General features: G+C 52.5%; 20 protein-coding genes and 1 other annotated feature. Of the genes, 7 read left to right on the top strand and 13 right to left on the bottom strand.

Translation table 11 applies throughout. The features are described from left to right. Positions 1 to 8: 8 nt before the first annotated feature. Positions 9 to 977, bottom strand: a complete 969-nt coding sequence (locus JJU47_RS10470) for a DHH family phosphoesterase (RefSeq protein ID WP_228619046.1) — start codon at positions 975 to 977, stop codon at positions 9 to 11. Positions 978 to 1053: 76 nt separating this feature from the next. On the opposite strand from JJU47_RS10470, the gene JJU47_RS10475 reads away from it, so the two are divergent. Then, positions 1054 to 1368: a YtpI family protein gene (locus JJU47_RS10475; protein ID WP_228619048.1), complete on the top strand. Its 315-nt coding sequence runs from the start codon at positions 1054 to 1056 to the stop codon at positions 1366 to 1368. A 43-nt stretch (positions 1369 to 1411) separates the two neighbouring features. Here JJU47_RS10475 and JJU47_RS10480 read toward each other — a convergent pair whose 3' ends face one another. Further along, positions 1412 to 2722 (bottom strand): DRTGG domain-containing protein, encoded by a 1311-nt coding sequence (locus tag JJU47_RS10480; RefSeq protein ID WP_228619050.1) that lies wholly within the window; start codon positions 2720 to 2722, stop codon positions 1412 to 1414. A gap of 160 nt (positions 2723 to 2882) precedes the next feature. Here JJU47_RS10480 and JJU47_RS10485 point away from each other — a divergent pair, with 160 nt between their 5' ends. After that, positions 2883 to 3980, top strand: coding sequence for a M24 family metallopeptidase (locus JJU47_RS10485; protein WP_228619052.1), 1098 nt, complete (start codon positions 2883 to 2885; stop codon positions 3978 to 3980). 90 nt (positions 3981 to 4070) lie between these two features. On the opposite strand, the gene JJU47_RS10490 is transcribed toward JJU47_RS10485, so the two are convergent. Together JJU47_RS10490 and JJU47_RS10495 are read right to left on the bottom strand one after the other, a co-directional pair. Then, on the bottom strand, positions 4071 to 4793 hold the full coding sequence (locus tag JJU47_RS10490) for a metallophosphoesterase family protein (protein ID WP_228619054.1): 723 nt from the start codon (positions 4791 to 4793) through the stop codon (positions 4071 to 4073). A gap of 11 nt (positions 4794 to 4804) precedes the next feature. Continuing rightward, the gene (locus JJU47_RS10495) at positions 4805 to 5530 is read right to left on the bottom strand and encodes an SDR family oxidoreductase (protein ID WP_228619057.1); all 726 of its coding nucleotides are present in this window, start codon (positions 5528 to 5530) and stop codon (positions 4805 to 4807) included. A 183-nt stretch (positions 5531 to 5713) separates the two neighbouring features. Between JJU47_RS10495 and JJU47_RS10500 the strand changes: the two genes are divergently transcribed. Then, positions 5714 to 6151: a universal stress protein gene (locus tag JJU47_RS10500; RefSeq protein ID WP_228619059.1), complete on the top strand. Its 438-nt coding sequence runs from the start codon at positions 5714 to 5716 to the stop codon at positions 6149 to 6151. Positions 6152 to 6201: 50 nt separating this feature from the next. Here the strand turns inward: JJU47_RS10500 and JJU47_RS10505 are convergent, their stop codons facing one another. The 4 genes from JJU47_RS10505 to tpx form a co-directional block, all read right to left on the bottom strand. Continuing rightward, positions 6202 to 6792: a 3D domain-containing protein gene (locus JJU47_RS10505; protein ID WP_228619061.1), complete on the bottom strand. Its 591-nt coding sequence runs from the start codon at positions 6790 to 6792 to the stop codon at positions 6202 to 6204. A 446-nt stretch (positions 6793 to 7238) separates the two neighbouring features. Further along, positions 7239 to 8450 (bottom strand): acetate kinase, encoded by a 1212-nt coding sequence (locus JJU47_RS10510; RefSeq protein WP_228619064.1) that lies wholly within the window; start codon positions 8448 to 8450, stop codon positions 7239 to 7241. Positions 8451 to 8576: 126 nt separating this feature from the next. Then, a complete protein-coding gene (locus JJU47_RS10515) occupies positions 8577 to 9464 on the bottom strand; it encodes a class I SAM-dependent methyltransferase (protein ID WP_228619067.1) in 888 nt (295 codons plus the stop codon). Between the two features lie 102 nt (positions 9465 to 9566). Further along, a complete protein-coding gene (gene tpx / locus JJU47_RS10520) occupies positions 9567 to 10055 on the bottom strand; it encodes a thiol peroxidase (RefSeq protein ID WP_228619070.1) in 489 nt (162 codons plus the stop codon). 154 nt (positions 10056 to 10209) lie between these two features. Between tpx and JJU47_RS10525 the strand changes: the two genes are divergently transcribed. Beyond that, positions 10210 to 11028, top strand: coding sequence for an NAD kinase (locus JJU47_RS10525; protein ID WP_228619073.1), 819 nt, complete (start codon positions 10210 to 10212; stop codon positions 11026 to 11028). A 53-nt stretch (positions 11029 to 11081) separates the two neighbouring features. Here the strand turns inward: JJU47_RS10525 and JJU47_RS10530 are convergent, their stop codons facing one another. Beyond that, entirely contained in the window at positions 11082 to 12653 is a 1572-nt protein-coding gene (locus tag JJU47_RS10530; protein ID WP_228619075.1) for an amidohydrolase, read from the bottom strand. Positions 12654 to 12728: 75 nt separating this feature from the next. Then, the gene (gene ezrA, locus JJU47_RS10535) at positions 12729 to 14459 is read right to left on the bottom strand and encodes a septation ring formation regulator EzrA (RefSeq protein ID WP_228619077.1); all 1731 of its coding nucleotides are present in this window, start codon (positions 14457 to 14459) and stop codon (positions 12729 to 12731) included. 236 nt (positions 14460 to 14695) lie between these two features. On the opposite strand from ezrA, the gene JJU47_RS10540 reads away from it, so the two are divergent. Both JJU47_RS10540 and rpsD read left to right on the top strand, forming a co-directional pair. Next, positions 14696 to 15178 (top strand): GAF domain-containing protein, encoded by a 483-nt coding sequence (locus JJU47_RS10540; protein WP_228619079.1) that lies wholly within the window; start codon positions 14696 to 14698, stop codon positions 15176 to 15178. 222 nt (positions 15179 to 15400) lie between these two features. Continuing rightward, complete coding sequence (gene rpsD / locus JJU47_RS10545) at positions 15401 to 16000, top strand: 30S ribosomal protein S4 (RefSeq protein WP_029595169.1); 600 nt, start codon at positions 15401 to 15403, stop codon at positions 15998 to 16000. A 36-nt stretch (positions 16001 to 16036) separates the two neighbouring features. Here rpsD and JJU47_RS10550 read toward each other — a convergent pair whose 3' ends face one another. Next, positions 16037 to 16660: a GTP pyrophosphokinase gene (locus tag JJU47_RS10550; RefSeq protein ID WP_228619082.1), complete on the bottom strand. Its 624-nt coding sequence runs from the start codon at positions 16658 to 16660 to the stop codon at positions 16037 to 16039. Positions 16661 to 16763: 103 nt separating this feature from the next. Next, positions 16764 to 18011, bottom strand: coding sequence for a tyrosine--tRNA ligase (gene tyrS / locus JJU47_RS10555; protein WP_228619084.1), 1248 nt, complete (start codon positions 18009 to 18011; stop codon positions 16764 to 16766). Positions 18012 to 18059: 48 nt separating this feature from the next. Next, positions 18060 to 18256, bottom strand: a binding site (T-box leader). Between the two features lie 165 nt (positions 18257 to 18421). On the opposite strand from tyrS, the gene JJU47_RS10560 reads away from it, so the two are divergent. Then, entirely contained in the window at positions 18422 to 20875 is a 2454-nt protein-coding gene (locus JJU47_RS10560; RefSeq protein ID WP_228619087.1) for a transglycosylase domain-containing protein, read from the top strand. A 43-nt stretch (positions 20876 to 20918) separates the two neighbouring features. Here JJU47_RS10560 and acsA read toward each other — a convergent pair whose 3' ends face one another. Next, positions 20919 to 22625: an acetate--CoA ligase gene (acsA, locus tag JJU47_RS10565; RefSeq protein WP_228619090.1), complete on the bottom strand. Its 1707-nt coding sequence runs from the start codon at positions 22623 to 22625 to the stop codon at positions 20919 to 20921. Positions 22626 to 22648 lie beyond the last annotated feature (23 nt).

Genomic DNA, 22648 nt, shown 5'->3' on the forward strand with positions numbered 1-22648 from the left:
GACACTGGTCAGCTCTCTTCATTGTTTTCGAACGTATATGGTCGTGCGACTTCATCGAGTGCGGCGATCACTTCATCCATCTCATCCCAACGGTCAATCGTGGCACCGGCCGCCATTTGGTGGCCGCCCCCGCGGTATCGTTTTGCCACGTCATTGATGACGGGACCTTTCGAGCGGATTCGGACACGGATCTCATCTTTGTTCTCGACAAACATGACCCAACACTTCAATCCTTCTAACCCTGAGAAGCTATTGACGAGTTGTGAAGCTGCTTCCGGTGTCGCATGGAACGTCCGGAGCACGTCGGCGTCAATCTTGACGTACCCGACACCCGCCTCCGTCACTTGCACGTGTTGCAACACGTATCCTTGGAGCTGAAGCGTCGCCAAGTTCGTCTTGTACATTTGACGATACAAGCGGTTCGTGTCGATGCCGTAGGCGATCAGCTTCGCCGCGACTTCGAACGTGCGCGGCGTCGCATTGCGAAACTGGAAACGCCCCGTGTCCCCGACGATGCCCGCGAACAAGAGGAAGGCCGACTCTTCGTCGAGAGGCATCTGCCACATCTCCGCGAGTTCGGCAATCATCTCCGACGTCGAACTGACCGTCGTGTCGACAATTTGGTGGGTCGCATACGGGTCTTCATCCGGGTGATGGTCAATTTTGATGACCGTCTTCCCTTTTAAGGCGTAAGGCCCGTCAATCCGTTCATGATTGGCCGTATCCAGGACGAGGACGAGCGCCTCATCGTACATGTCAGGTTCCACATGTTCCATCTTCCCTAAAAACTCTAAATCCCGTACGATGCCGCCGACGACGTACACTTTCTTCTCCGGATACGCCTGTTCGATTATTCGTTTCAGTCCCAACTGACTGCCGAGGGCGTCAGGGTCCGGACGGACGTGACGATGAATCATGATCGTGTCCGCCGCCTCGATGGACGATTTGATAGTTGTTGCTTCTGGCCAATGTGCCATAGCCATTCCTCGCTTTCTTAGGGGTATTCTATGGTATGATGATAACAGATTACATGTGTGAAAGGGGTTTCTTCACTTGGGTCAACTTTTAATCATCGGACTCATCTTGTTCGCGCTCGGGGCGTACTTCGTCTATAAGCGTCGCGCCTATCTTACGAAGACGCCATATCGCAAGGCGTTATTCAACACGCAAGCGCTCATCTGGCTCAGCATGTTTTTAGCGCTGTTCGCCGTCAACCAGATGGTCGGCGGCCTCGGCCTCGACTCGACTGTCGGATGGATCGTCAGCATCGTCATGCTCGTCCTTGGTGTCGGCAACGCCATCGTCGGCTTCGTCCGTTACCGGAAACTATATCCACTCGCGGCCGAGGAGCCAATCAATCAATCTTAATACCGAAAAATGAGCTGATGAATCGCATCAGCTCATTTTATATTTAACGGTCGATCAGTTGGGCCGTGACGAGCGCTTTAGCGACGAGTTGCGTCCCTTGCGTCATCTCGACGTCGACTTTCCCGAACTTGCGCCCGAGGTCGAAGACGTTCGCCGAGACACGGATCTGACTCTCGATTTGAATCGGTTTCATGAAATAGACGGTGATGTTCTCCACGACGAGGTCCCCTTTTTTCATGTGCCGGAGACTTCTCGTCGCCCCTTCGACGAGAAGTGTCGTCAAGACGCCAGAAGAAGCCGTCCCCATATGGCTCGTCATCTGCGGTGCCACCTCGACTGTGAACGCCGTACCGTTCGATGCCGGGTCCTCTTTTAACTGGTTGGTGATCATGTTATCGAACGTTTCCCCGACCTGAGGCTGCCGGTTTGCGAGTTGGAGCGCCTTCAACACGTCTTGGCGACTGATGATGCCGAGCAATCGGCCGTAGTTGTCGACGACCGGAAGCATCTCAATCCCTTCCCACACCATTTGATGGGCCGCATTCGTGACACTCGTCTGGACGCCGGCCGTGATCGGGCTTTTCGTCATTACTTTTTCGATCTCGGTGTCATGCGCACGGTCAATGACGTCTTTCGCGGTGATGACCCCGACGACTTTCATCTGTTCATCGATGACAGGATAGCGGTTATGTTTTGTCCGTTCGTTCAACTCATGCCAACGCTTGACCGTGTCGTCCGCTTTCAAATAGAACGTATCGTGCAGCGGGATGAGGATGTCTGAGACGAGCAAAATCTCTTTTTTGATCAATCGGTCGTAAATCGCCCGGTTGATCATCGTCGCGACGGTGAAACTGTCATAGGACGTCGAAATGACCGGCATATTGTATTTATCCGCCATTCGCTTCACTTCATCGGTCGTGTCAAACCCTCCGGTGATGAGGACGGCGCCGCCCGATTGCAAAACGAGCTCATGGGCTTTTTCCCGGTTCCCGATGATGACGAGTGAATCGACGTCAATATAACGCATCATCGCTTCCAGTTTCATCGCCCCGATGACAAATTTTGAGAGCGTCTTATGGAGTCCGTCACGGCCGCCGAGCACTTGACCGTCGACGATGTTGACGACTTCGGCAAACGTCAGCTTCTCGATGTTTTCTTTATGTTTCCGTTTGATCCGAATCGTGCCGACTCGTTCGATCGTCGAGACGAAGCCCAAATTCTCTGCTTCTTTGATGGCCCGGTAAGCCGTCCCTTCTGAAACCGCCAACTCTTTTGCGATTTGGCGAACAGAGATTTTGGCCCCCACATCGAGTGACTCGATATGTGCAATGATCTGTTCATGTTTTGTTGTCATGTCACGAGTCCCTTTCTTCAATACATTTTCTGTCACATTCAGTATACTGTATCAGTCAATCTTCTTCAAACTGTACTACTGAAATTGTTACATTTCCTTTCTAATTTCGAAAACGATATAATGGACCCGAACGCTATTGAACGGAAGGAAGGGAAACGACTTGAACCAACGAACAAACCAAATCGCACAATCTTTGGCGACGAAAGGGTTAGACGCCGCTTTCGTCACATCGAAGGCGTCCGTTTTTTATTTCTCAGGTGTGTACGCCGAAGCGCATGAGCGGCTGATCGCCATCCTCGTCTTGAAGAACGGGACGACGGCCATCGTCTGCCCCGCTCTCGAGAAAGGGATCGTCGAAGCGAGCGAGTGGACCGGGGATATCGTCACGTATATGGACCACGAGAATCCGTGGGACAAAGTAGTCAAACTGTTCCTCGACCAGCAAATCATCCCGGAACGCATCGGGATCGAAGGCGAGCACTTGACGTATAACCGTGTCGAGCAGTTGCGGGCCGGCTTCGCAGGCCTATCGATCATCGACTTGACCGAAGAACTCCAAGCGCTTCGTATGATCAAGTCACCGGATGAGGTGCGCGTCATGAAGCGCGCCGCTGAACTCGCGGACATGGCGATCGAAGCCGGGATTCGCGCTTTGCGCGAAGGCGTGACCGAACTCGAGGTCATCGCTGAAATTGAATACGCCATGAAAAAACAAGGGGTCCGGGAAATGTCGTTCGACACGCTCGTCCTGTTTGGGGAAAACAGCGCCGACCCGCATGGCGTCCCAGGGAACAACCGTCTGAAGCAAGGCGACTTCGCGCTGTTCGATCTCGGGGTCGTCTGGCAAGGGTACTGCTCTGACATTACCCGGACGGTCGTCTACGGCGAGGCGAGCACGAAGCAACGCGAAATTTATGAGACGGTCCTCCAGGCGGAGCTTGCCGCCATCGAGATGGCGAGTGTCGGTGCGACGCTCGGTTCCATCGATATCGCGGCCCGTCAAGTCATCACGACGGCCGGTTACGGAGAATACTTCACTCACCGCGTCGGACACGGCATCGGCATCGAAGTGCATGAGTTCCCCTCGATGGCGGCGAATAACGACATGACGGCCCAAGTCGGGATGACGTTCACGGTCGAGCCCGGGATCTATCTACCTGGCGTCGGCGGCGTCCGCATCGAGGACGACATCGTCATGACGGAGAGCGGGCCAATCCTGTTGACGAGCTATCCAAAAACGCTCCAAGAAATCAACTGACATAAAAAAAGCCAGCCGCGTGAACTGAACCAAAAAAGTCGGACTTGAACATCCAACTTTTAAAGGGGCAGTCAGCGGCTGGTTTTTTGTTCAATAGAACAAGCGGAACATGACTTCTCGTTGCGGTACATCGAACCGTTCCATGCGCTCCATGAACGTACGCTTGTCGTACGGCACCGTCTTCAAGTCGATGGACAAACCGTCCTCTTCGATCGAGAGCAGTCCGTAGCGGGCCAAGTCGTCACGTGCGACGCCGAGCGCACCGGGATTCACGTAGCGCTTCGACGCGTCCTTGAACAAGTGAACCGGGTGATGGTGGCCGAAACAGATGATATCGGCGTCATATGCGCCGTAGAGCTGTTGCATGTTTGGCAGCGTCGCCTCGAGGATCTCGTGGAACGGCTCTTCGAGAATCGTCGCATGTCGTTGCTCGGCCGGGATGTGATAGTGAATCCCGTAGACGCGTTCGTCTCCCATCTGTTGTTCAATCGTTCGCGGTAACTGAAATAAAACATCGGCATACTCCGGACGCAACGTCCGCGCCACCCATTCATGGTGCTCGCGTGTATGGGCGTAGCTCGCGGGATGTCCGTGGCCTGCGAGCAAGGAGAGCACGGCCTCATCGTGGTTGCCAGAAATCATGCGGACTCCACGGTCGAGCAACCGGGCCATCACTTCGTTCGAGTCCGGGCCCATCGCGATCATGTCGCCGAGACTCCATATGTCAGTGATTTTTTGTTCGTCCAACTGTTTCAAGACGGCATCTAACGCCTGCACGTTCCCGTGAATGTCGGTCAAAATGGCTAATCTCATCCCGCGCCCCCTCATTTCCGATATTGATGGACGACGTTGACGCCACCGGTCACGTCGATGACCGCTCCGGTGATCATGTCCGATTCAGCGGCGAGTAAAAACAAGATCATCCGGGCGATGTCTTCCCCGGTCCCATGGCGCCCGACCGGCGTCTGACCGTCGGCCTCCGCCTCATCGATCCGCATCTCTTTTTGAGAACCGACGATGTTGCCTGGATTGATCATATTGGCCGTGATGCCGTAGGCCGCTTCCTCGAGCGCCACCGTTTTCGTCAAACTGACGAGCCCCGTTTTCGCGGCGGCAAATGCGGAGCGGTGCAGCCATCCGGGCGCCGTCGCACTTTCCGGGAAACCGTACGTGATGATGCGGCCGAACTGATTTTTTCGCATGCTCGGGATGGCACGGCGCATCAGCCAGAACGATGCCGACAAGTTGCCGGTGATCACTTCATCCCATTCCTCGTCCGACAAGTCAACGAGGCACTTGCGGTCAAATATATACGGGCCCGCATTCAAGATGAGCGCGTCCGGCTCACCGAACCGCTCGACCGCCTGTTCGTAACCCGCGAGTACGGCCTTACGGTCCGTGAGCGGCGCTTCGACCATATGTAGCCGTTCATGCTCCCATTCGATCGGGTTTCGTTGCAGCACGCTGACGCGCCACCCTTCTTCTAACAGTCGTTCCGTCACGACGCGACCGATTCCTTTGGCCCCGGCCGTGATGACTACGTGTTTCATCGTCATCCCTCCTCTGTATCATCTTACCCGTTCCTGTTCCCCATTTCCAAACTTCAACCTGTTGTGATAGAAAGTTGTGAAAATTTCACACATTCTCGGAAGAAGCGGGCGTGAATTTCGATAGAAGTGGTATACTATACATGTAAGCCGCACGTACATTTCAAGCGAAAGGTTGGGATTTACATGGCAATTGTCTACAAACATATCCTCTCTGCCGTCGACGGCTCGAAAGAGGCGGAACGCGCATTTGAAACCGCGATCGACGTCGCGCTCCGTAACGATGGTAAACTGTATATCGGTCACGTGATTGATACACGTACGTTTGCCACGGTCGAAGCGTACGACCGGACGATCACTGAGCGTGCTGAAACGTATGCGAAGGAACTGCTCGAGGACTATGTGAACCGAGCGAAAGAACGAGGCGTCAAAGAAGTCGAGACCGTCATCGAGTACGGGTCTCCAAAAGTGACGATCGCGAAAAAGATTGCACCGAACCATGAAATCGACCTTATTATTTGTGGAGCGACCGGCTTGAACGCGGTCGAACGTTTCTTCATCGGTAGCGTCTCAGAGAGCATCGTCCGCTACGCCAAATGCGACGTGCTCATCGTCCGTCAATAATGATATACACCAAAAAGGGCCACCGCGAAGCGGTGGCCCTTGCTCGTTCGTTATAAGACTTTGACAGTTACCGTCTTCCGGCCAAATTTCAAAGCCGTGCTTTGCGAATACATTAAGATGTCGATCTTGTTCCCTTTGATGGCACCGCCTGTGTCTGCCGCCGTGTAAGTCCCCATCAACTTCCCGCCGACGTACACTTGTACTTTTGAACCGAGCGGGATGACGCGCGGGTCGACCGCGACGACGTTATGTTTTTGCGTGCGTACGTTCCATCCAAGCGCCGTCTTTCCAGAACAGCCTTTGCAATACGGCGTATAGGCCGAAGCGTTCATCGTATACGATTTCACGTTTGATTTTGAGACCGGTTTGACGGTGCGTAAGTATTTTGTCGCGACCCAACCGACTTTCCCTTTATAGTTGACGCGAATCCATGCTCCTTTTGAGCCTGTGCGTTCTAATTGATGTCCTTTGTTGATCTTGCCGAGCACTTTGCCGCTAACGTGAGCCGCTGCCCGGACGTTCAAGCCGTCCACTTGGCTTTGTACGAGTACTTTTGATGACGCCTCAACTTGTTGTTGCGGTAAAAGCATCGCGAATGTCATGACCGTCAGTAGTAAGACCGTTCCAATTTTTTTTAGCATGTGGTTCGTCCTTTCCTAGTCGGTTTGGTTTGTCGTGTTTCATGTTGTCGATTTCTTTGATGTCCAGTACGTTCAACGTATAATCCGATGAGTCAAGACGAGTATGTTTCGTCCAGATAACTATATGACGAATCACCTGCGTGTGCCGTTACAACTAAAATTCATTTGAATGACACGAAAGTTACGGCAATGTTACAAAATCGATCATTTTTAAAGGAAGATGACGATTTTACAAACGAGTCCGTATTTTCGTAATATAAAAACCCATATATTGGATGATATATGACTTAGATGTTACAAAGTTTCTGTTTTTCACACCGATTGTTACAAACCTGTCGCCAACATTACCCGAGAGTCCTAGTGCACAAGATAATGAAACGGGACGAAAGTCACACAAAAAACCCCTTTGTTCGGATGAACAAAGGGGTAAACTGTCGAATCGCTGATTACGCGTGCTCTTCCACAAGGTTCGCGATGCGTACCGTGTCACGAGCGATGACCAACTCTTCGTTAGTCGGGATGATGATGACTTTGACCGGCGAGTGCGGATAGTTGATAAACAACTCTTTGCCGCGCGCTCCGTTGTTAAGCGATGGATCCCAGTAGACGCCCATGAACTCGAGGCCGCGAAGAATCCGCTCCCGAATGACGTCCGAGTTCTCACCGACGCCTGCCGTGAAGATGATGGCGTCGACGCCGTTCATCTCAGCCGCATATTGGCCGATGTATCCGTGGATTCGGTTCGAGAAGATTTTGAGTGAGACTTCGGCACGGTGGTTGCCTTCTGCAGCCGCCTGCTCGATGTCACGCAAATCACTCGAGATACCAGAGAGTCCGTATACGCCCGACTCTTTGTTCATGACGTTCAAGACGTCTTCTGCCGACTTGCCTGTCTTCTGCATAAGGAACGGGATGAGCGCCGGGTCAAGCGATCCTGAGCGTGTTCCCATCGTGATCCCTTCGAGCGGAGTGAAGCCCATTGTCGTATCGATTGAACGACCACCGGCCACAGCTGCGATCGAGGCACCGCTTCCGAGGTGACATGAGATCAAACGTAAGTCTTCAAGCGGACGGCCGAGAAGTTCGGCGGCGCGTTGCGTCACGTACTTGTGGCTCGTCCCGTGGAAACCATACTTGCGCACGCCATGCTCCGTGTAATACTCGTAAGGAAGGCTGTACAAGAAGTTCTCCTCTGGCATCGACTGGTGGAACGCCGTGTCGAACACCGCGACTTGTTGCACGTTCGGCAAAATCGCTTGGAACGCACGGATCCCTGTCAAGTTCGGCGGGATGTGGAGCGGCCCGAGTTCGACGAACGACTCGATGTTCGCCATCACTTCATCATCGATGACGACCGAATCAGCGTACAACTCTTTCCCGTGAAGGACACGGTGACCGACTCCTGAAATTTCATCGAACGACGCGATGATTCCGAGATCAATCAATTTTTCGAGCGCGAGCTCGACCGCTTCTTTATGGTTGTGAAGCGGCGTGACGACGTTGAACTTTTGTCCTTCACCGTATTTGATTGTGAAGATTGCATCGTCTTTCCCGACGCGTTCGACTAGACCGACTGCGAGCATGTCTTCAGACGGCATTTCGAGAAGTTGGAACTTGAGCGATGAGCTCCCTGCGTTGACTGCCATAATTTTTGTCATGTCATACACCTCTTACCTTTCGATTTAAACGGGTATCTTTTATCTGTTTTCTTTAAAACCGATAACTGTATCATAATGAAGATACTTGATATGACGTATGCTTTTCAAGTCTTTTGCCTAATAAAATTATGTTGTTTTAAACCAGTCATCAATCTGTTTCACAATATTGGCAACGGCGCGGACGTCCGTGAACGACGGCAGTTCGACGAGAAGCGCTTGTTTCGGGCGTTTGACGCCCTCACCGAGCTTTTGTAGCATCAGTAGACTTTTCGCATATCGCTCGTCTTTGAACATCGTCGTCGGCAACTGCAACACGCCTTTGACGACTGCTTCGCGGTCCATCCATTGTTTTAATTTCCCTTCGTCATCCTGTTCAAACAAATTGTTCGGAATGACGAAAATGCCGTGCCCGCCTGGCAACGTGTGCCGCATCGCCTGCTCCATCATTAAGAAATGCGAGTACGAATGACCTTCCTCACGGCGCAAGTCATACGTCTTCGCGACCTCGTCGTTCGGATAATAGCCGATCGGCAAATCGACGAGCGTCAAATCGCTCGGTTCGACGACGATCGGTTCTAACGCATCTTGATGGAAATACGAGACCGGCTTCTCGAGCAAGTTGCTGATCGCATACGAAAGACGAAGCATCAACTCGTCCACTTCGACCGCTTGGGCCGTCGCATCTTTCACTTGCGATAACACGGCATGGACGAGCGTACCCGTCCCGCTCCCGAGTTCTAAAATCGTCGCCCCATCTTTGACGAGTTTCGTCGCCAAGTACCCGATGAACAGGCTGACCGCGTCAGGTGTCGGCTGATGGTTCGGCGGGAGCGATGTCGTCTCTTCAAGGACGAGCAGGCTGACGGCTTTTCGCACATCGTCCATTTTCTCTGCCTCCACATCGACACGCTCCAACACTTCAATCAACGCTTCGAGCGGAAGCATATCAAGGTCGGCCACCACTTTCTTCACATCTTTTTTCCAGTCCCGGTACAGTTGTTCGAATCGTTCCATCTTCGTTCATCCTCTCCATACAAAACCGGCCCCCTAAAGGAGAGCCGGTCGTTTCACTTCTATACGTTAGTGTAAGCTATTCGCCGCGTTTCGCCAAGCGAATCACTTCGCTGCGTCAAACGCTTCGAGCGCAGCATCGAAATCGACTTCATCTGTCATCTCGTCCATGTATTGTACGTATTGAACCGTACCTTCCGAGTCGATGACGAAGACGGAGCGCGCCAATAGGCGAAGTTCTTCCATGAGCACACCGTATGACTTGGCGAACGATTGGTCACGGTGGTCCGATAACATGATGACGTTATCAAGGCCAGAAGCCGCGCACCAACGACGTTGGGCGAACGGCAAGTCGTTCGAGACAGTCAACACCGTCCCGCCGAGTGAAGCCGCATTCTCATTGAACGCTCGTGTTTGGGCATCACATAGTCCCGTGTCGATCGACGGGACAACGCTGATCAGTTTCTTCCCTGGATAAGAAGCAAGTGATACTTCTTCTAGGCTCGTCGTGAGCGCGGTGAAGTCTGGTGCTTTGTCGCCCGTCTTCACTGGATTCCCTTGCAACGTCACGGTATTCCCTTTAAATGTCGGCATTCTTTCATCCCCTTTGATTGAATTATACGTCTCCATCATATCGATGGCACCGTCCGGATGACAAGCTTCCTGCCTCAGACGGTCTGATTCTGTTTTTCCCTATATCCAGTAGCCAAAACACGTTATAATGAAGAAGACATAAACGACAAAGGGGATGACTCGGATGAGAAACAACGTTTATTTGTATCACCGCAACGCCAACGATTTCGCTAAAGAAGTAAAGAAGTTACAGGAAATCGGCGAGAAACACGGCTTTAACATCGTCACTCGGCCTGAAGACGCCAACATCATCGTCGCCATCGGGGGAGACGGCGCATTTTTACAGGCGGTCCGTTACACCGGATTCCGTCAAGACGCGATTTACGTCGGATTCGGCCGCGGCTTGAACGAGTTTTATTGCGACTTCGACATACATAAGCTCGACGAAGTCGACCGCTTGTTCTCAGATAACACGGCTCGCATCGAAGCCGGACTCGAAGTCCGGAAATACCCGCTTTTGGCCGCGTCGATCAATCAATCGACGCCGCTGCTCTGCTTGAACGAGGCGTCAATCAAATCGAGCATCATCAAATCGCTCGCGATCGAAGTCTATATCGACGATCTCCATTTCGAGACGTTCCGCGGGGACGGAATGGTCGTTTCGACACCGACCGGTTCGACAGCCTACAACAAATCGCTGAACGGTTCAGTCGTCGATCCGCTCATCCGTTGCATGCAAGTGAGCGAGATCGCTTCCGTGAACAACAACCGTTACCGGACGCTCGGCTCGTCATTCATCGTCCACGAATCACGCAAGCTGTCGCTCCGCATCATCGAAGACGGCAACGATTACCCGATCATCGGGATGGACAATGAAGCGCTCAGCTTGAAGTATACGGACCGGATCGATATCGAATTGTCGGACCAAGTCGTCAAGACGGTCAAACTGCGCAACAACTCGTTCTGGCACAAAGTCCAGCGCTCGTTCTTCTAAGTTTTTCGAATCAAAAACAGGCGAGCCGTCCTCAGTGGATGGCTCGCCTGTTCTTATGCGTTGATGACGTCGGCCTCGTAGACTGGCGCCCCTTCGACGACGGTCATGACGAGGCGGTTATCTAAAATCGCTTGCCCTTGAAGGTCAAAGAAATCTTTTTCCCACACCGTGAACGTCGCATTGTAACTTTGAATGAGCAATCCGTCTCGGCCATGTGTACCGGTCGCGACGCGCGGCGAATAAGTGAAGCTTCGGAGCGCCTCGTACATCGATAACCGCTCATTCGGGCTGAGCGCCCCGGACCCGGCGAACGATTGTCGTGTGACGGCGGCGTAAAGCCCTTTTCGGACGTCGACGTCCGAGATCGGCGCATCGCTTCCGCCCAGGACGAGCGCCCCGGTGTCGATCATCGACTTGAAACGATACGCGTTGTCGACCCGGTCGTTGCCGAGACGATCGAACAACAAGTCCATATCGTCTGATAAGAAGATCGGTTGGGCATCGATTAGCACCGGCAAGGCACTGATTCGTTTCAACAACGCGTCGTCTAACAAAGAGGCGTGAATGATCCGGTCCCGCGTGCCTCGTTTGGCCGGGTACTTCTCGAGCAAATCGATGAACTGCGCGGCCGCCGCATCGCCGATGACGTGCGCCGCCACGTTCATTCCGTAAGATCGTGCCTTTTTGACGAGCGCCTCGAGATGCTCCGGACGATGCACTTCGATGCCGCGCTGGCCCGGGTCATCCGTGTAAGGCTGAGTCAGAAGGGCGGTCCGCCCGCCGAACGACCCGTCGACGAAGATTTTCATCGCTCCGAAATCGAAACGCGGACGTTTCGCGAGCGCGTCATGCTGCAACAATTGATCGACGACTTGTTCGTGGACGAGCAGATGGGCGTGGAACGGAACGTCCCCGAGCACGTCTTCGTATGCCTGAATCGTCTCGAGCGGGTCGCCGTGATAGAACAGGTCCTCCGTATGCGCGCCGACGATCCCGTGGGAAAACAGCGAGTCTACGGCCCGGCGAATCGAGGCGACGTTTTTCTCCCGGTTGCCCCCGAGCTCACGGTGCAATAAATCGAGCGCCGCGTCGTATAAGACGCCGTTCAGCTTCCCTTCGTCGTCCCGGCCGAGCTTACCGCCTTCGATGACCGTATGGTGGATTAAGCCGAGACGTTCCAACCCTTTCGAGTTGACGACTGCGACGTGACGGCACACCCGTTTCAAGACGACCGGGCGATCCGGGATGACGGCATCGATCATCTCCCGCGTCGGCATCTCACCGAGCAACCGGTCGTTGAACCCTTCGGCGACGATCCAGTCGTCCCCGCTCGCTTTCTGTTTCATCGTCTCGAGCAACGCGTTCAAATCGGTCGTCTCGGTCGCATCGATCCGGTCGAGTGCTTCGCCGTAGCCGATCAAATGGATGTGAGAGTCCGTGAACGCCGGATAGACGCTCTTCCCTTCGAGGTTGACGATGTCCTTGATCCGCCCCGCATATGTACGGCGAAGGTGACCTTCCTCTCCCATCTTCAGCACTCGACCGTGTTCGACATACATCGCCCGTGCCATCTCGCCTTCTTTATTCAACGTATAAATCTTTCCGTTCACCCAAAGCGTTCCCATCACATAACTCCTCCTCGATTCAAAAAAGATTGACGTCTAGGTTAATTCCCGTTTACGTCAATCTTCATGCATAGATTATTTACGAAGTAACTCTTGATGTTCGAGACCTTTTTCCACACGTTGACGAATCTCACGTGCAGCCCCTTCGTCGAAACGGCCGAGCACACGCTCGCCGATCTCGACGGCCGTGCCATATTCACCGCGTAAAAACTTGTTTTCCGCGAGCGTCAAGGCGATGTGCACCTCGTTGTCACGGCGGCGGTAGCGGTTTGCGTATTGAAGCAGCTGTTCCGCGTACGTCACTTGCCGGAGGAGCGCTTTCACTCGATCACGGAAGTTGTCCATCGTCTCTTCGATATCGTGGCTTAAACCGACGATGTACGTCATGTTGAACGGTGCTTTCTCGAACTGCTCATCGAGCGATTGGACGCTCTTTTGCAGTTGGCGCATCTCGTTCATCAAATCGTTCGGTACGACCGGCATCGCGCTCTTCGCGAGCAGACGGCGATGGGCCGACAGCTCTTTCTTCCAATTCTCGAGCTTGTTGCGCACTTCGAGTTCTTCTTTTCGAAGCGAATTCGTGTTCTCGATGAACCGTTCGTGCATGGCAGCGAACTGGTCGAGCGAACGTTTTGCCTCTTGCACTTTCCCTTTAATCAAACTGAACGGAAGCGTTTGGGCACCGAGCGCTTGCTCGATATCATGTACGTTCGCCGACAACGTCGTCCGCTCGCGCTCGAGTTGTTCGAACTCTTCCCCGACACGGGCGTTGATTTCATAGTTGCTGACGAGGCGTGACATTTCTTCATGAAGGCGCGACATAAGTTCTGTCGTCTTCGCGTCACGCTCACGGACGGTGGCGAACTCGTTCTTCACGTACTGTCTGGCATCGACTTCGGTGCGGAACGCCTCGAACAATTGATCGATGTCCGAGCTGAGCTGTTGCATATCCGTCTCGAAATGATCGAAATCAAGCTTTTCGATTCGTTCCATCAGCGCTAGGCGCCGATCTTCCGCTTGTTCGATTTCTTCCATCAATCCGAGCGGTTCGAGCGCATAGCCGTCCATCTGCATCTCTTTATGACCGGCGCGGAGTTGGTTGAGCTGTTGTCTTAACTCGACTTGTACCGTCCGGACGAACTGCGGGATGATGCCGATGAGTTCGCGGATGTGCGTCACTTTTGCCGACAAGTCTTGTCCGGCCATGAACGCCTCTGACACTTGCCCAACTTGTTTTAACGTCATCATCTCTGTCCGCTTTGCTTCAGCGGCCGCGATTTCCGCCTCAACGAGATCGTACGTCGGGCCGAACGCATTGTTTTGAGAGATGAGCGTCTTGCGGAATTGGTACAACTCTTTCTCGTCTTTCTTGACGATGTCAAGGAGCGAGGCGTGATAGTCATTGAACTCCGCCATCTCATCAAGCATGGCGTGAACCATAGATTCCAATTCCTCGATCAATTGCTCGGTCGCGTTCAAATCGGACTTCACTTTAAGGAAGCGATACTTATCAAGGTCTTCTTCCGAACGGTAAAGCGATTCATCGATCTGACCGGTATGGACACTGACGAGTTCGTCCCACGACTGATGCCAGCGTTCGAACTTTTCTTTCGTCTCTCCTTCCATCGGCCATTGTTTGAATTTTTGGAGTTCGGCTGGCACACTCGCACTGAGAATGCTTTGCTTCCTTATATCCAAATCATCAATTTTTTGGTAATAACTTCTTCGAATGAGCATACTAGCGAGCATGGCCCCTAGCGCGATGACGATGATTCCAATTAAAATCCCGTATAATCCGTAATCCATCTTTGTCACAACCTCCAAGCCGCTTTCATGGACTTATGTATCGTAAAGAAGAAAATGATGTATTTTACAAGTATAGATATACTTAATCATATTATACAACTGTGGATTTGCATAGGTTTTCCAACGGTTTGGGACGAGAATGTTCGTGGACGGGTAAAACATTTCGGAAGACAAAACAGAAAATTGCGTGTACGATGATGCATATCTGAGCTTGTATTCATATAGGAGGGAATCATATGTTTCAAACAACTGCTTACTCTGGCGACTTGGCCGCCGGCTATGACCTACTGAACAAACAACTCGCTGCACTATTAGAAGGCGAAACGAACGAAGTCGCGAACCTCGCCAATGCGAGTGCGCTCCTCAACCAATTCCTTGACCGCATCAACTGGGTCGGCTTCTATATGAAGAACGGTGATGACGCACTCATCCTCGGACCGTTCCAAGGGTTACCGGCTTGCGTCCATATCGCTTTCGGAAAAGGCGTGTGCGGAACGGCCGCCTCGACCCAAGAGACGCAACTCGTCGCTGACGTCCATCAGTTCCCCGGCCACATCGCCTGTGACGCTGCCTCGAACTCTGAGATCGTCGTCCCGCTCGTTCGTGACGGTGAGACGATTGGCGTGCTTGACATCGACAGCCCGGAGTTCGGTCGTTTCTCGGACGTCGACCGCCAAGGCTTAGAACAATTTTGCCAAACATTACTTCGCTTCATCTGATTGACAAGCAACCGAATCCATCGTATACTGATTTTTGTGCATGAAATGACGATAGCAGTCATCGACAGACGTATCCACCTTTCGGGCCTCGACCTAGTCGGAGGAGCATCTTGTAGCTTCGCTATCAAGTGAAGGTGCTTGAACCTTGAAAGGGGCGTCACCCGTCTTTGACACCGTTGTTCTTTTGTGCAAAATACATGAACAACAAGGAGGAGTCCAAACATGGCTCGTTACACAGGTCCAGCTTGGAAACTCTCGCGTCGCTTAGGCATCTCGCTTAGCGAAACGGGTAAAGAATTAGCAAAACGTCCTTACGCACCAGGCCAACACGGCAATGGTCGTCGTAAAATCTCTGAATACGGTCTTCAGCTTCAAGCGAAGCAAGCACTCCGTCACATGTACGGAATCAACGAGAAGCAATTCCGTCGCATCTTCAACGATGCAGGGAAAATGCAAGGTATCCACGGTGAGAACTTCATGTTCTTGCTCGAGTCACGCCTTGACAACCTCGTTTACCGTATGGGCCTCGCTCGCACACGTCGCGGCGCGCGCCAACTCGTCAACCACGGTCACATCCAAGTTGACGGTTCACGTGTAGACATCGCGTCTTACCGTGTAAAACCAGGTCAAGTCATCTCAGTTCGTGAGAAGTCTAAAAACTTCAAAGCGATCGCTGAAGCTCTCGAAGTAGCACCAGCTACAAAAGACTACGTTACATTTGACGCTGAAAAGCTCGAAGGTACATTCGTACGTCTTCCTGAGCGCGCTGAACTCAACGACCAAATCAAAGAGCAACTCATCGTCGAGTACTACTCACGTTAATGCTTTTATCCCCTTCTTCTCGAAGGGGATTTTTTTTTATTTCAAAATCCGTTCCCGAATCCGGCCCATCTGCGTATCGAGCGCGTCCGCCATCTTTGCCGCCTCGATCAATTCTTGTTTCGATTCCTCCGGTACGGCGTGTTGATACTTGTACTGTAACTTATGTTCCGTCGCGGCCCAAAAATCCATCGCGAGCGTCCGGATTTGAATCTCGGCCGGCACCCAGATGACGCGTTCCGCCAAATACACTTTCGTCCGGACGATCAAATGCAGACTGCGGTATCCGCTCGGTTTCGGGTGTTCGATGTAGTCTTTGATGACGTCGATCTTCAAGTCGTCACGCGTCTGTAAATGCTCTAAAATGGCGTAAATGTCGTCACGGAAACTCGTGACGATCCGGACGCCGGCGACATCGTAAACATTGTCCCATAACGCTTCCACTTCGAGTGGGAGCTGTTTTTGTTTCATCTTCCGAATGATGGACGGGAGCGTCTTCATCCGTGTTTTCACATGTTCAATCGGCGAATAGCCGAGCCGCGTCTGCCAGTCGAGATCGATAATCCCAAGATCGCTCTCAAGTTCGGTGATCGCCATCTCATAATAGCGGAACCGTTCTAGCCATTGGTGGAACTGTTCACCGAAAAATTCTTCGATTTCCATTGCACATCCTCCTCGCTTCCTGCTTCAATCGTACCAGACTCGCCGAGCGTTGACGTACGAAAAAAATGTCCATCCCCGCAAATAACGGAGATGGACGAACGTATCAGACGTGACGAATCACGAAGTATTTCTTTTTACCGCGGCGAATGATCGTGAACTCGCCGAGCGTATCTTCTTTTGTGATGACTTTATCGAGCGCTTGTTCACGCTCTCCGTTCAAGTAGATGGCTCCGTTTTGCACGTCTTCACGCGCTTGGCGTTTCGATTGGACGATACCAGCCTCGACGAGCAGGTCGACGAGATTGCGCTCTCCGTCAAGTTCGAACTGCGGCATGCCTTTGAACGCCGCGTCCATGTCTTCTGGTTTGAGCGACGTGAGATCGCCGCTGAAGAACGCTTTCGTGATCCGTTCCGCTTGTTCGAGACCTGCTTCGCCGTGGACGAGTTTCGTCATCTCTTCGGCGAGACGGCGCTGGGCGACGCGTTTCTCAGGGGCCGAAGCCACTTCGGCCGCGAGCGCTTCGATGTCTTCGTGCGTCAAGAACGTGAAGTACTTGATGAACTTGATGACATCCGCGTCGTCGACGTTGATCCAAAATTGGTAGAACTCGTACGGCGTCGTCTTATCGGCATCGAGCCAGACCGCACCGCCTGCCGTCTTCCCGAACTTTTGTCCGTCCGATTTCGTGACGAGCGGCACCGTGAGGCCGAACGCCTTCTCCGAATGACCGAAGCGGCGGATGAGCTCGAGCCCGGCCGTGATGTTCCCCCATTGGTCGCTCCCGCCGACTTGCAGGCGGCAGTTCTCCGTTTCGTACAACTTTAAAAAGTCGAACGATTGCAGCAACATGTACGAGAATTCCGTGTACGAGATTCCGCTCTCCATACGCGAATCGACCGAGTCTTTCGCGAGCATGTAGCTGATCGGGAAGTGTTTCCCGATATCGCGCAAGAAGTCGATAATCGATAGCTCGGCCGTCCATTCATAGTTGTTGCGAATCGTGATCGGGTTCTCCCCTTCTAATGGAAGGAAGCGGCTCAACTGATCTTTGATGCGGTCAGAGAATTCTTTCACCGTGTCGAGCGTGTTGAGTGAACGTTCATCGGAACGACCTGACGGGTCGCCGATCATACCAGTCGCACCACCGACTAAAGCGATGACTTGGTGCCCTGCCTCTTGGAAGCGACGGAGCGTCAAAATCGGCAACAAGTGACCGATATGAAGCGAGTCGGCCGTCGGGTCAAACCCCGTGTAAAGCGTCGTCGGTTTTTTTAGTTGTTCTTTCAATCCTGCTTCATCCGTCATTTGGTTGACGAGTCCTCGAAATGCTAAATCATTCAATAATTCCATTTGTCCCACTCCTTCGATTGACATAAAAAAACGTCCCTTCTCATATTGAGAAGGGACGGAGATTCCGCGGTACCACCCTAATTGCCACATGTGTGGCCACTTGAATGAGAGATAACGGTCTCGACCCGGCCTAGTGGCATGCTCCAAAAGTGTAATTCATCGGTTGACATTGGCTAGTTCACAGCACCCACTAGCTTTCTGGACAAGCGGTCCACCAACTACTTCGCTTTCTTCATCGCATCGATATAATGACTATGCCATTCATTTTATAAGTTTGCTTTCCACGTTGTCAATAACAAGATTGAAACTTGCAACGAAAGGTCGATTCGCGATAAGGTGGGGAAAGACTTGTGCTATAATCGAATATATTACTGTTTCCAATTGATTTACACTATATGAAGGAGGCTGTCATGCTGCAAAAGATTCGAGACTTATGGAATAATCCAACGTCCTTGAAAGCCCGCCGTTATGCCAATGTATTTTACGATGTGTCGTGGAACGTACTCCTGCTCACGATCATCTCCGTTGTCCTCATCAGTTTTTTAGGCGCCGGAATCGGTGCCGGGTATTTCGCGTCGCTCGTCAAGGACATGCCAACCCCTGCCTATAAGACGATGACGTCACAAATCAACACGTACTCGTCGACCTCTGACATTTATTTCGGAAGCGGAGAACGCATCGGGAACTATACGACCGATGAAGTGCGGACGCCGATTCCCGTCGATAAAGTATCGCCTTTCGTCATCGACGCGCTCTTAGCGACCGAAGACGTCGAGTTTTATGAGCATGACGGCGTCGTCCCGAAAGCGACGCTCCGCGCCATCTTGCAAGAAGCGACCGGTTCAGAAGACCGCACCGGTGGCTCGACACTCACCCAACAGCTCATTAAGAACCAAATGTTGACGAACGAAGTGTCGTTCGAACGGAAAGCGAAAGAAATATTGCTCGCGCTCCGTCTCGAAAAAGCGATGGATAAAGATGAGATTTTGAACGCCTACTTGAACGTCGTCTCGTTCGGTCGTAACTCGATGGGACGCAACATCTCGGGAATCGAAGCAGCGTCTCGTGGCGTATTCAACACGTCAGCAGAGAACTTGACGCTCCCGCAAGCGGCATTCCTTGCCGGGATTCCGAAAAACCCGTTCCTCTATACACCGTACTATCAAGGCGGTGTCATTAAAGAAGACGTCACGGCCGGCATTAACCGGATGAAGACGGTACTGAACCGAATGTACGTCGCCGGGAAAATCACACAAGAAGAATATGATGCGGCGTACAACTACGACATCACTCAAGACTTCATGAAGACACAATCGAAACCGCGCGATCGGTATCCGTATGTTGTTCAGTGGGCTGAAGAAGATGCGCTCCTAATCGTTCGCGATTATCTTTTGCAACAAGATGGTGTCGATTTAAATGAGTTAAGTACAGCAGATCGCGATGAAATCCTAACCACATATGGACGTCGTGCCCACAATGCACTCCGTCAAGGTGGTTACGAGATTCATCTGTCACTGGATAAAGAAGTTCATGAATCCATGCAGCGTCCAGCCCGCAATGAAGGAAACTTCGGTCCACGAAACTCCGCAAAAGTTGACCCAGAACAAGGACCGGAGCAGACGGCTGCTGTTATGCTCGAAAATAAGACCGGTCGTATCCTCGGGTTCGTTGGTGGTCGTTATGTCAATGGTAAAACCGACGACTATAACCGCGCTCGCTTAATGAATCGTCAAATCGGATCGACCGCCAAACCGCTACTTGTTTATGCAAATGCCATCGAGCAAGGTCTCATCACGACCGATACGGTCATTATCGATGAAGAGTATAAGTATCAAAATGGGACAGCTCCGAACACCATTCCGGTACGAAATGAAGATCTCGGATACCGTGGACCAATGACGGCACGAGACGCTTTGAAACTGTCTCGTAACGTCCCAGCTGTTAAAATTTACGAAGAGCGTGCCGCTTTCCGAAAAGATACAGAAAAAATGCTTCAAATGGGAATGAACGTACCTGAAGATACACGAGATGCGCCGTCTATGGCACTTGGCGTAAGTTCTGTCTCATTACGTTCACTCGCTTCCGGCTACGCCATGCTCGCGAATGGCGGTGAACATGTCGAACCGTACATTATCGACCGTGTCGAATACCAAGGCGAAGTCATCTATGAAAAGAACCCGAAGAAAACGCGCATCTATTCGGATCGTACGGCCTACCTCGTTGTCGATATGTTACGAGACGTCTATACGTCCGGAACAGCGACATACGCCAAATCGCTCTTGAACGTACCAGGGGATTGGATGGGTAAAACTGGAACGACACAGGATCGTCGTGACTCTTACTTGGTCGGTTCGACACCTGGTGTCACTTTGGCCGTTTGGACCGGCTACGATAAAGAAAATGGTCTAGTCGACGGCCAAGGATATGGTCGTTATTATCAGCGAACACAAGGTATGTGGTCGCAAATTGCGAACAGTGTCTATACTGAGCGGCCAGAAATATTCAATTCGAACGCACGCTTCACGCAACCGTCTAGCGTAAAACCGGACGACTTCAAAGACTCTGGAACGTTCTCTGAGAAGAAGAAACTCGAAGAGAAGAAGAAGGAAGAGGAAGCGAAGAAGAAAGCAGAAGAAGCGAAGCAAGAAGCCGAAGAAGCCAAGCAAGAGGCGGAAGAGGCGAAACGTGAAGCTGCTGAACAAAAAGATGCCGAGGCGAAGAAAAAAGCCGAAGCGGAAGCGAAGAAGAAAGCAGAAGACGCTAAAAAGGCAGAAGAAGAGGCCAAGAAGAAAGCTGAGGCTGAAAAGAAAGCCAAAGAAGAAGCTGAAGCTGAGGCCGATGCCGAGGCTGACGCTGACGAATAAACGCAACGAAAAGGTCGACACCACGGTGTCGACCTTTTTTTGATCAATCTTCCATTGTCGATAAATCACCCGTTTCGAGGTTCAATTCCCACGCTTTCAAGACGCGGCGCATGATTTTCCCGCTTCGCGTTTTCGGCAACTTGTCTTTGAACTCGATTTCACGCGGGGCCGCATGGGCCGCGAGCCCTTCTTTGACGAACTTTTGGATCTCGGTCTTCAGTTCATCCGACGGCTCATAACCTTTCCGAAGGGCGATGAACGCTTTGATGATCTCCCCGCGCACCGGGTCCGGCTTTCCGATGACCCCTGCTTCGGCGACAGCCGGGTGCTCGACGAGACGGCTCTCGACCTCGAACGGCCCGACCCGCTCACCGGCCGTCATGATGACATCGTCGACACGGCCTTGGAACCAGAAGTACCCATCCTCATCCATGTACGCCGAGTCTCCCGAGACGTACCAGTCGCCCCAGAAGTAACTTTCATATTTCGCATCGTTCTTCCAAATTTTCCGCATCATCGATGGCCATGGCGTCTTGAGCGCCAAGTTGCCCATCCGGTGCGGCGGGAGCGGCTGGCCGCGGTCGTCCAAAATGGCCGCCTCACATCCCGGGATCGCTTTCCCCATCGAGCCCGGCTTGATGTCCATCGTCGGATAGTTGCAAATCATCATCGCCCCGGTCTCCGTCATCCACCACGTATCGTGGATGCGTAAGCCGAACGATTCATTGCCCCATCGGATGACTTCCGGATTGAGCGGTTCGCCGACCGACAAGATGTGCCGGAGCGAGGACAAGTCGTACTTCTCAAACGCCTCGTCGCCGGCGCCCATGAGCATGCGGAACGCCGTCGGGGCGCTGTACCAGACCGTGACACCGAACCGTTCGATGACCGAGTACCAAAACTCAGGGTTGAACCGTCCCCCGACGATGACGTTCGTCGTCCCGTTCAAGAACGGCGCGAAAATGCCGTAACTCGTGCCCGTCACCCAGCCCGGGTCGGCCGTGCACCAATACACGTCGTCCGGCTGCAAGTCGAGCACCCATTTCCCCGTCATCAAGTGCTGGATCATCGCGTTGTGGACGTGGAGCACGCCTTTCGGCTTGCCGGTCGAGCCTGATGTATAGTGTAAGATCATGCCGTCTTCACGGTCGACCCAAGTGATATCAAGATCTGTCGAGGCATCCTGCGCCAACTTGCGGTAATCGATGATCTTCCCGCCCTCTGAAACATCATCACCGACGATTAGAATCGTCTCCAAGTGCGGCAGCTGATCCACCGGGACGCGCGGCAAGAGCGCCTCGGTCGTCACAATCACTTTCGCTTCCGAGTCGAGCAGACGGTCGTGGACGGCCTGTTCCATGAACGCCTCGAACAATGGTCCAACGATAGCCCCAAGCTTGAGCGCACCGAGTAAAATAAAATAAAGTTCTGGACTCCGCGGCATGAAGATGAAGACACAATCGCCTTTCTCCACCCCAACCGATTTCAGAACGTTCCCAGAGCGATTACTTTCTCGCTTCATATCTGCATACGTGTAACGCTCTTCCCGATCCCCATCGAAGTAGAGCAAGGCCAGCTTCGTCGCGAGTTCCCCTTCTGCGTGACGATCGATCGCCTCATACGCCATATTGACGTTTCCGGTTAAATTCCAAGACAATAACGCTTCTGCTTGCGTCCACTCGAACGACTGACAAGCTTCTTCATACGACGCCAATTGATGTTCCCCTGATAACGCTTTCAATTTCTCCATCGCTAAAGATTCGCCTCCCCTGA

Origin of the sequence: Exiguobacterium sp. (assembly GCF_020832205.1) — a bacterium.
Taxonomy (GTDB): Bacteria; Bacillota; Bacilli; order Exiguobacteriales; family Exiguobacteriaceae; genus Exiguobacterium.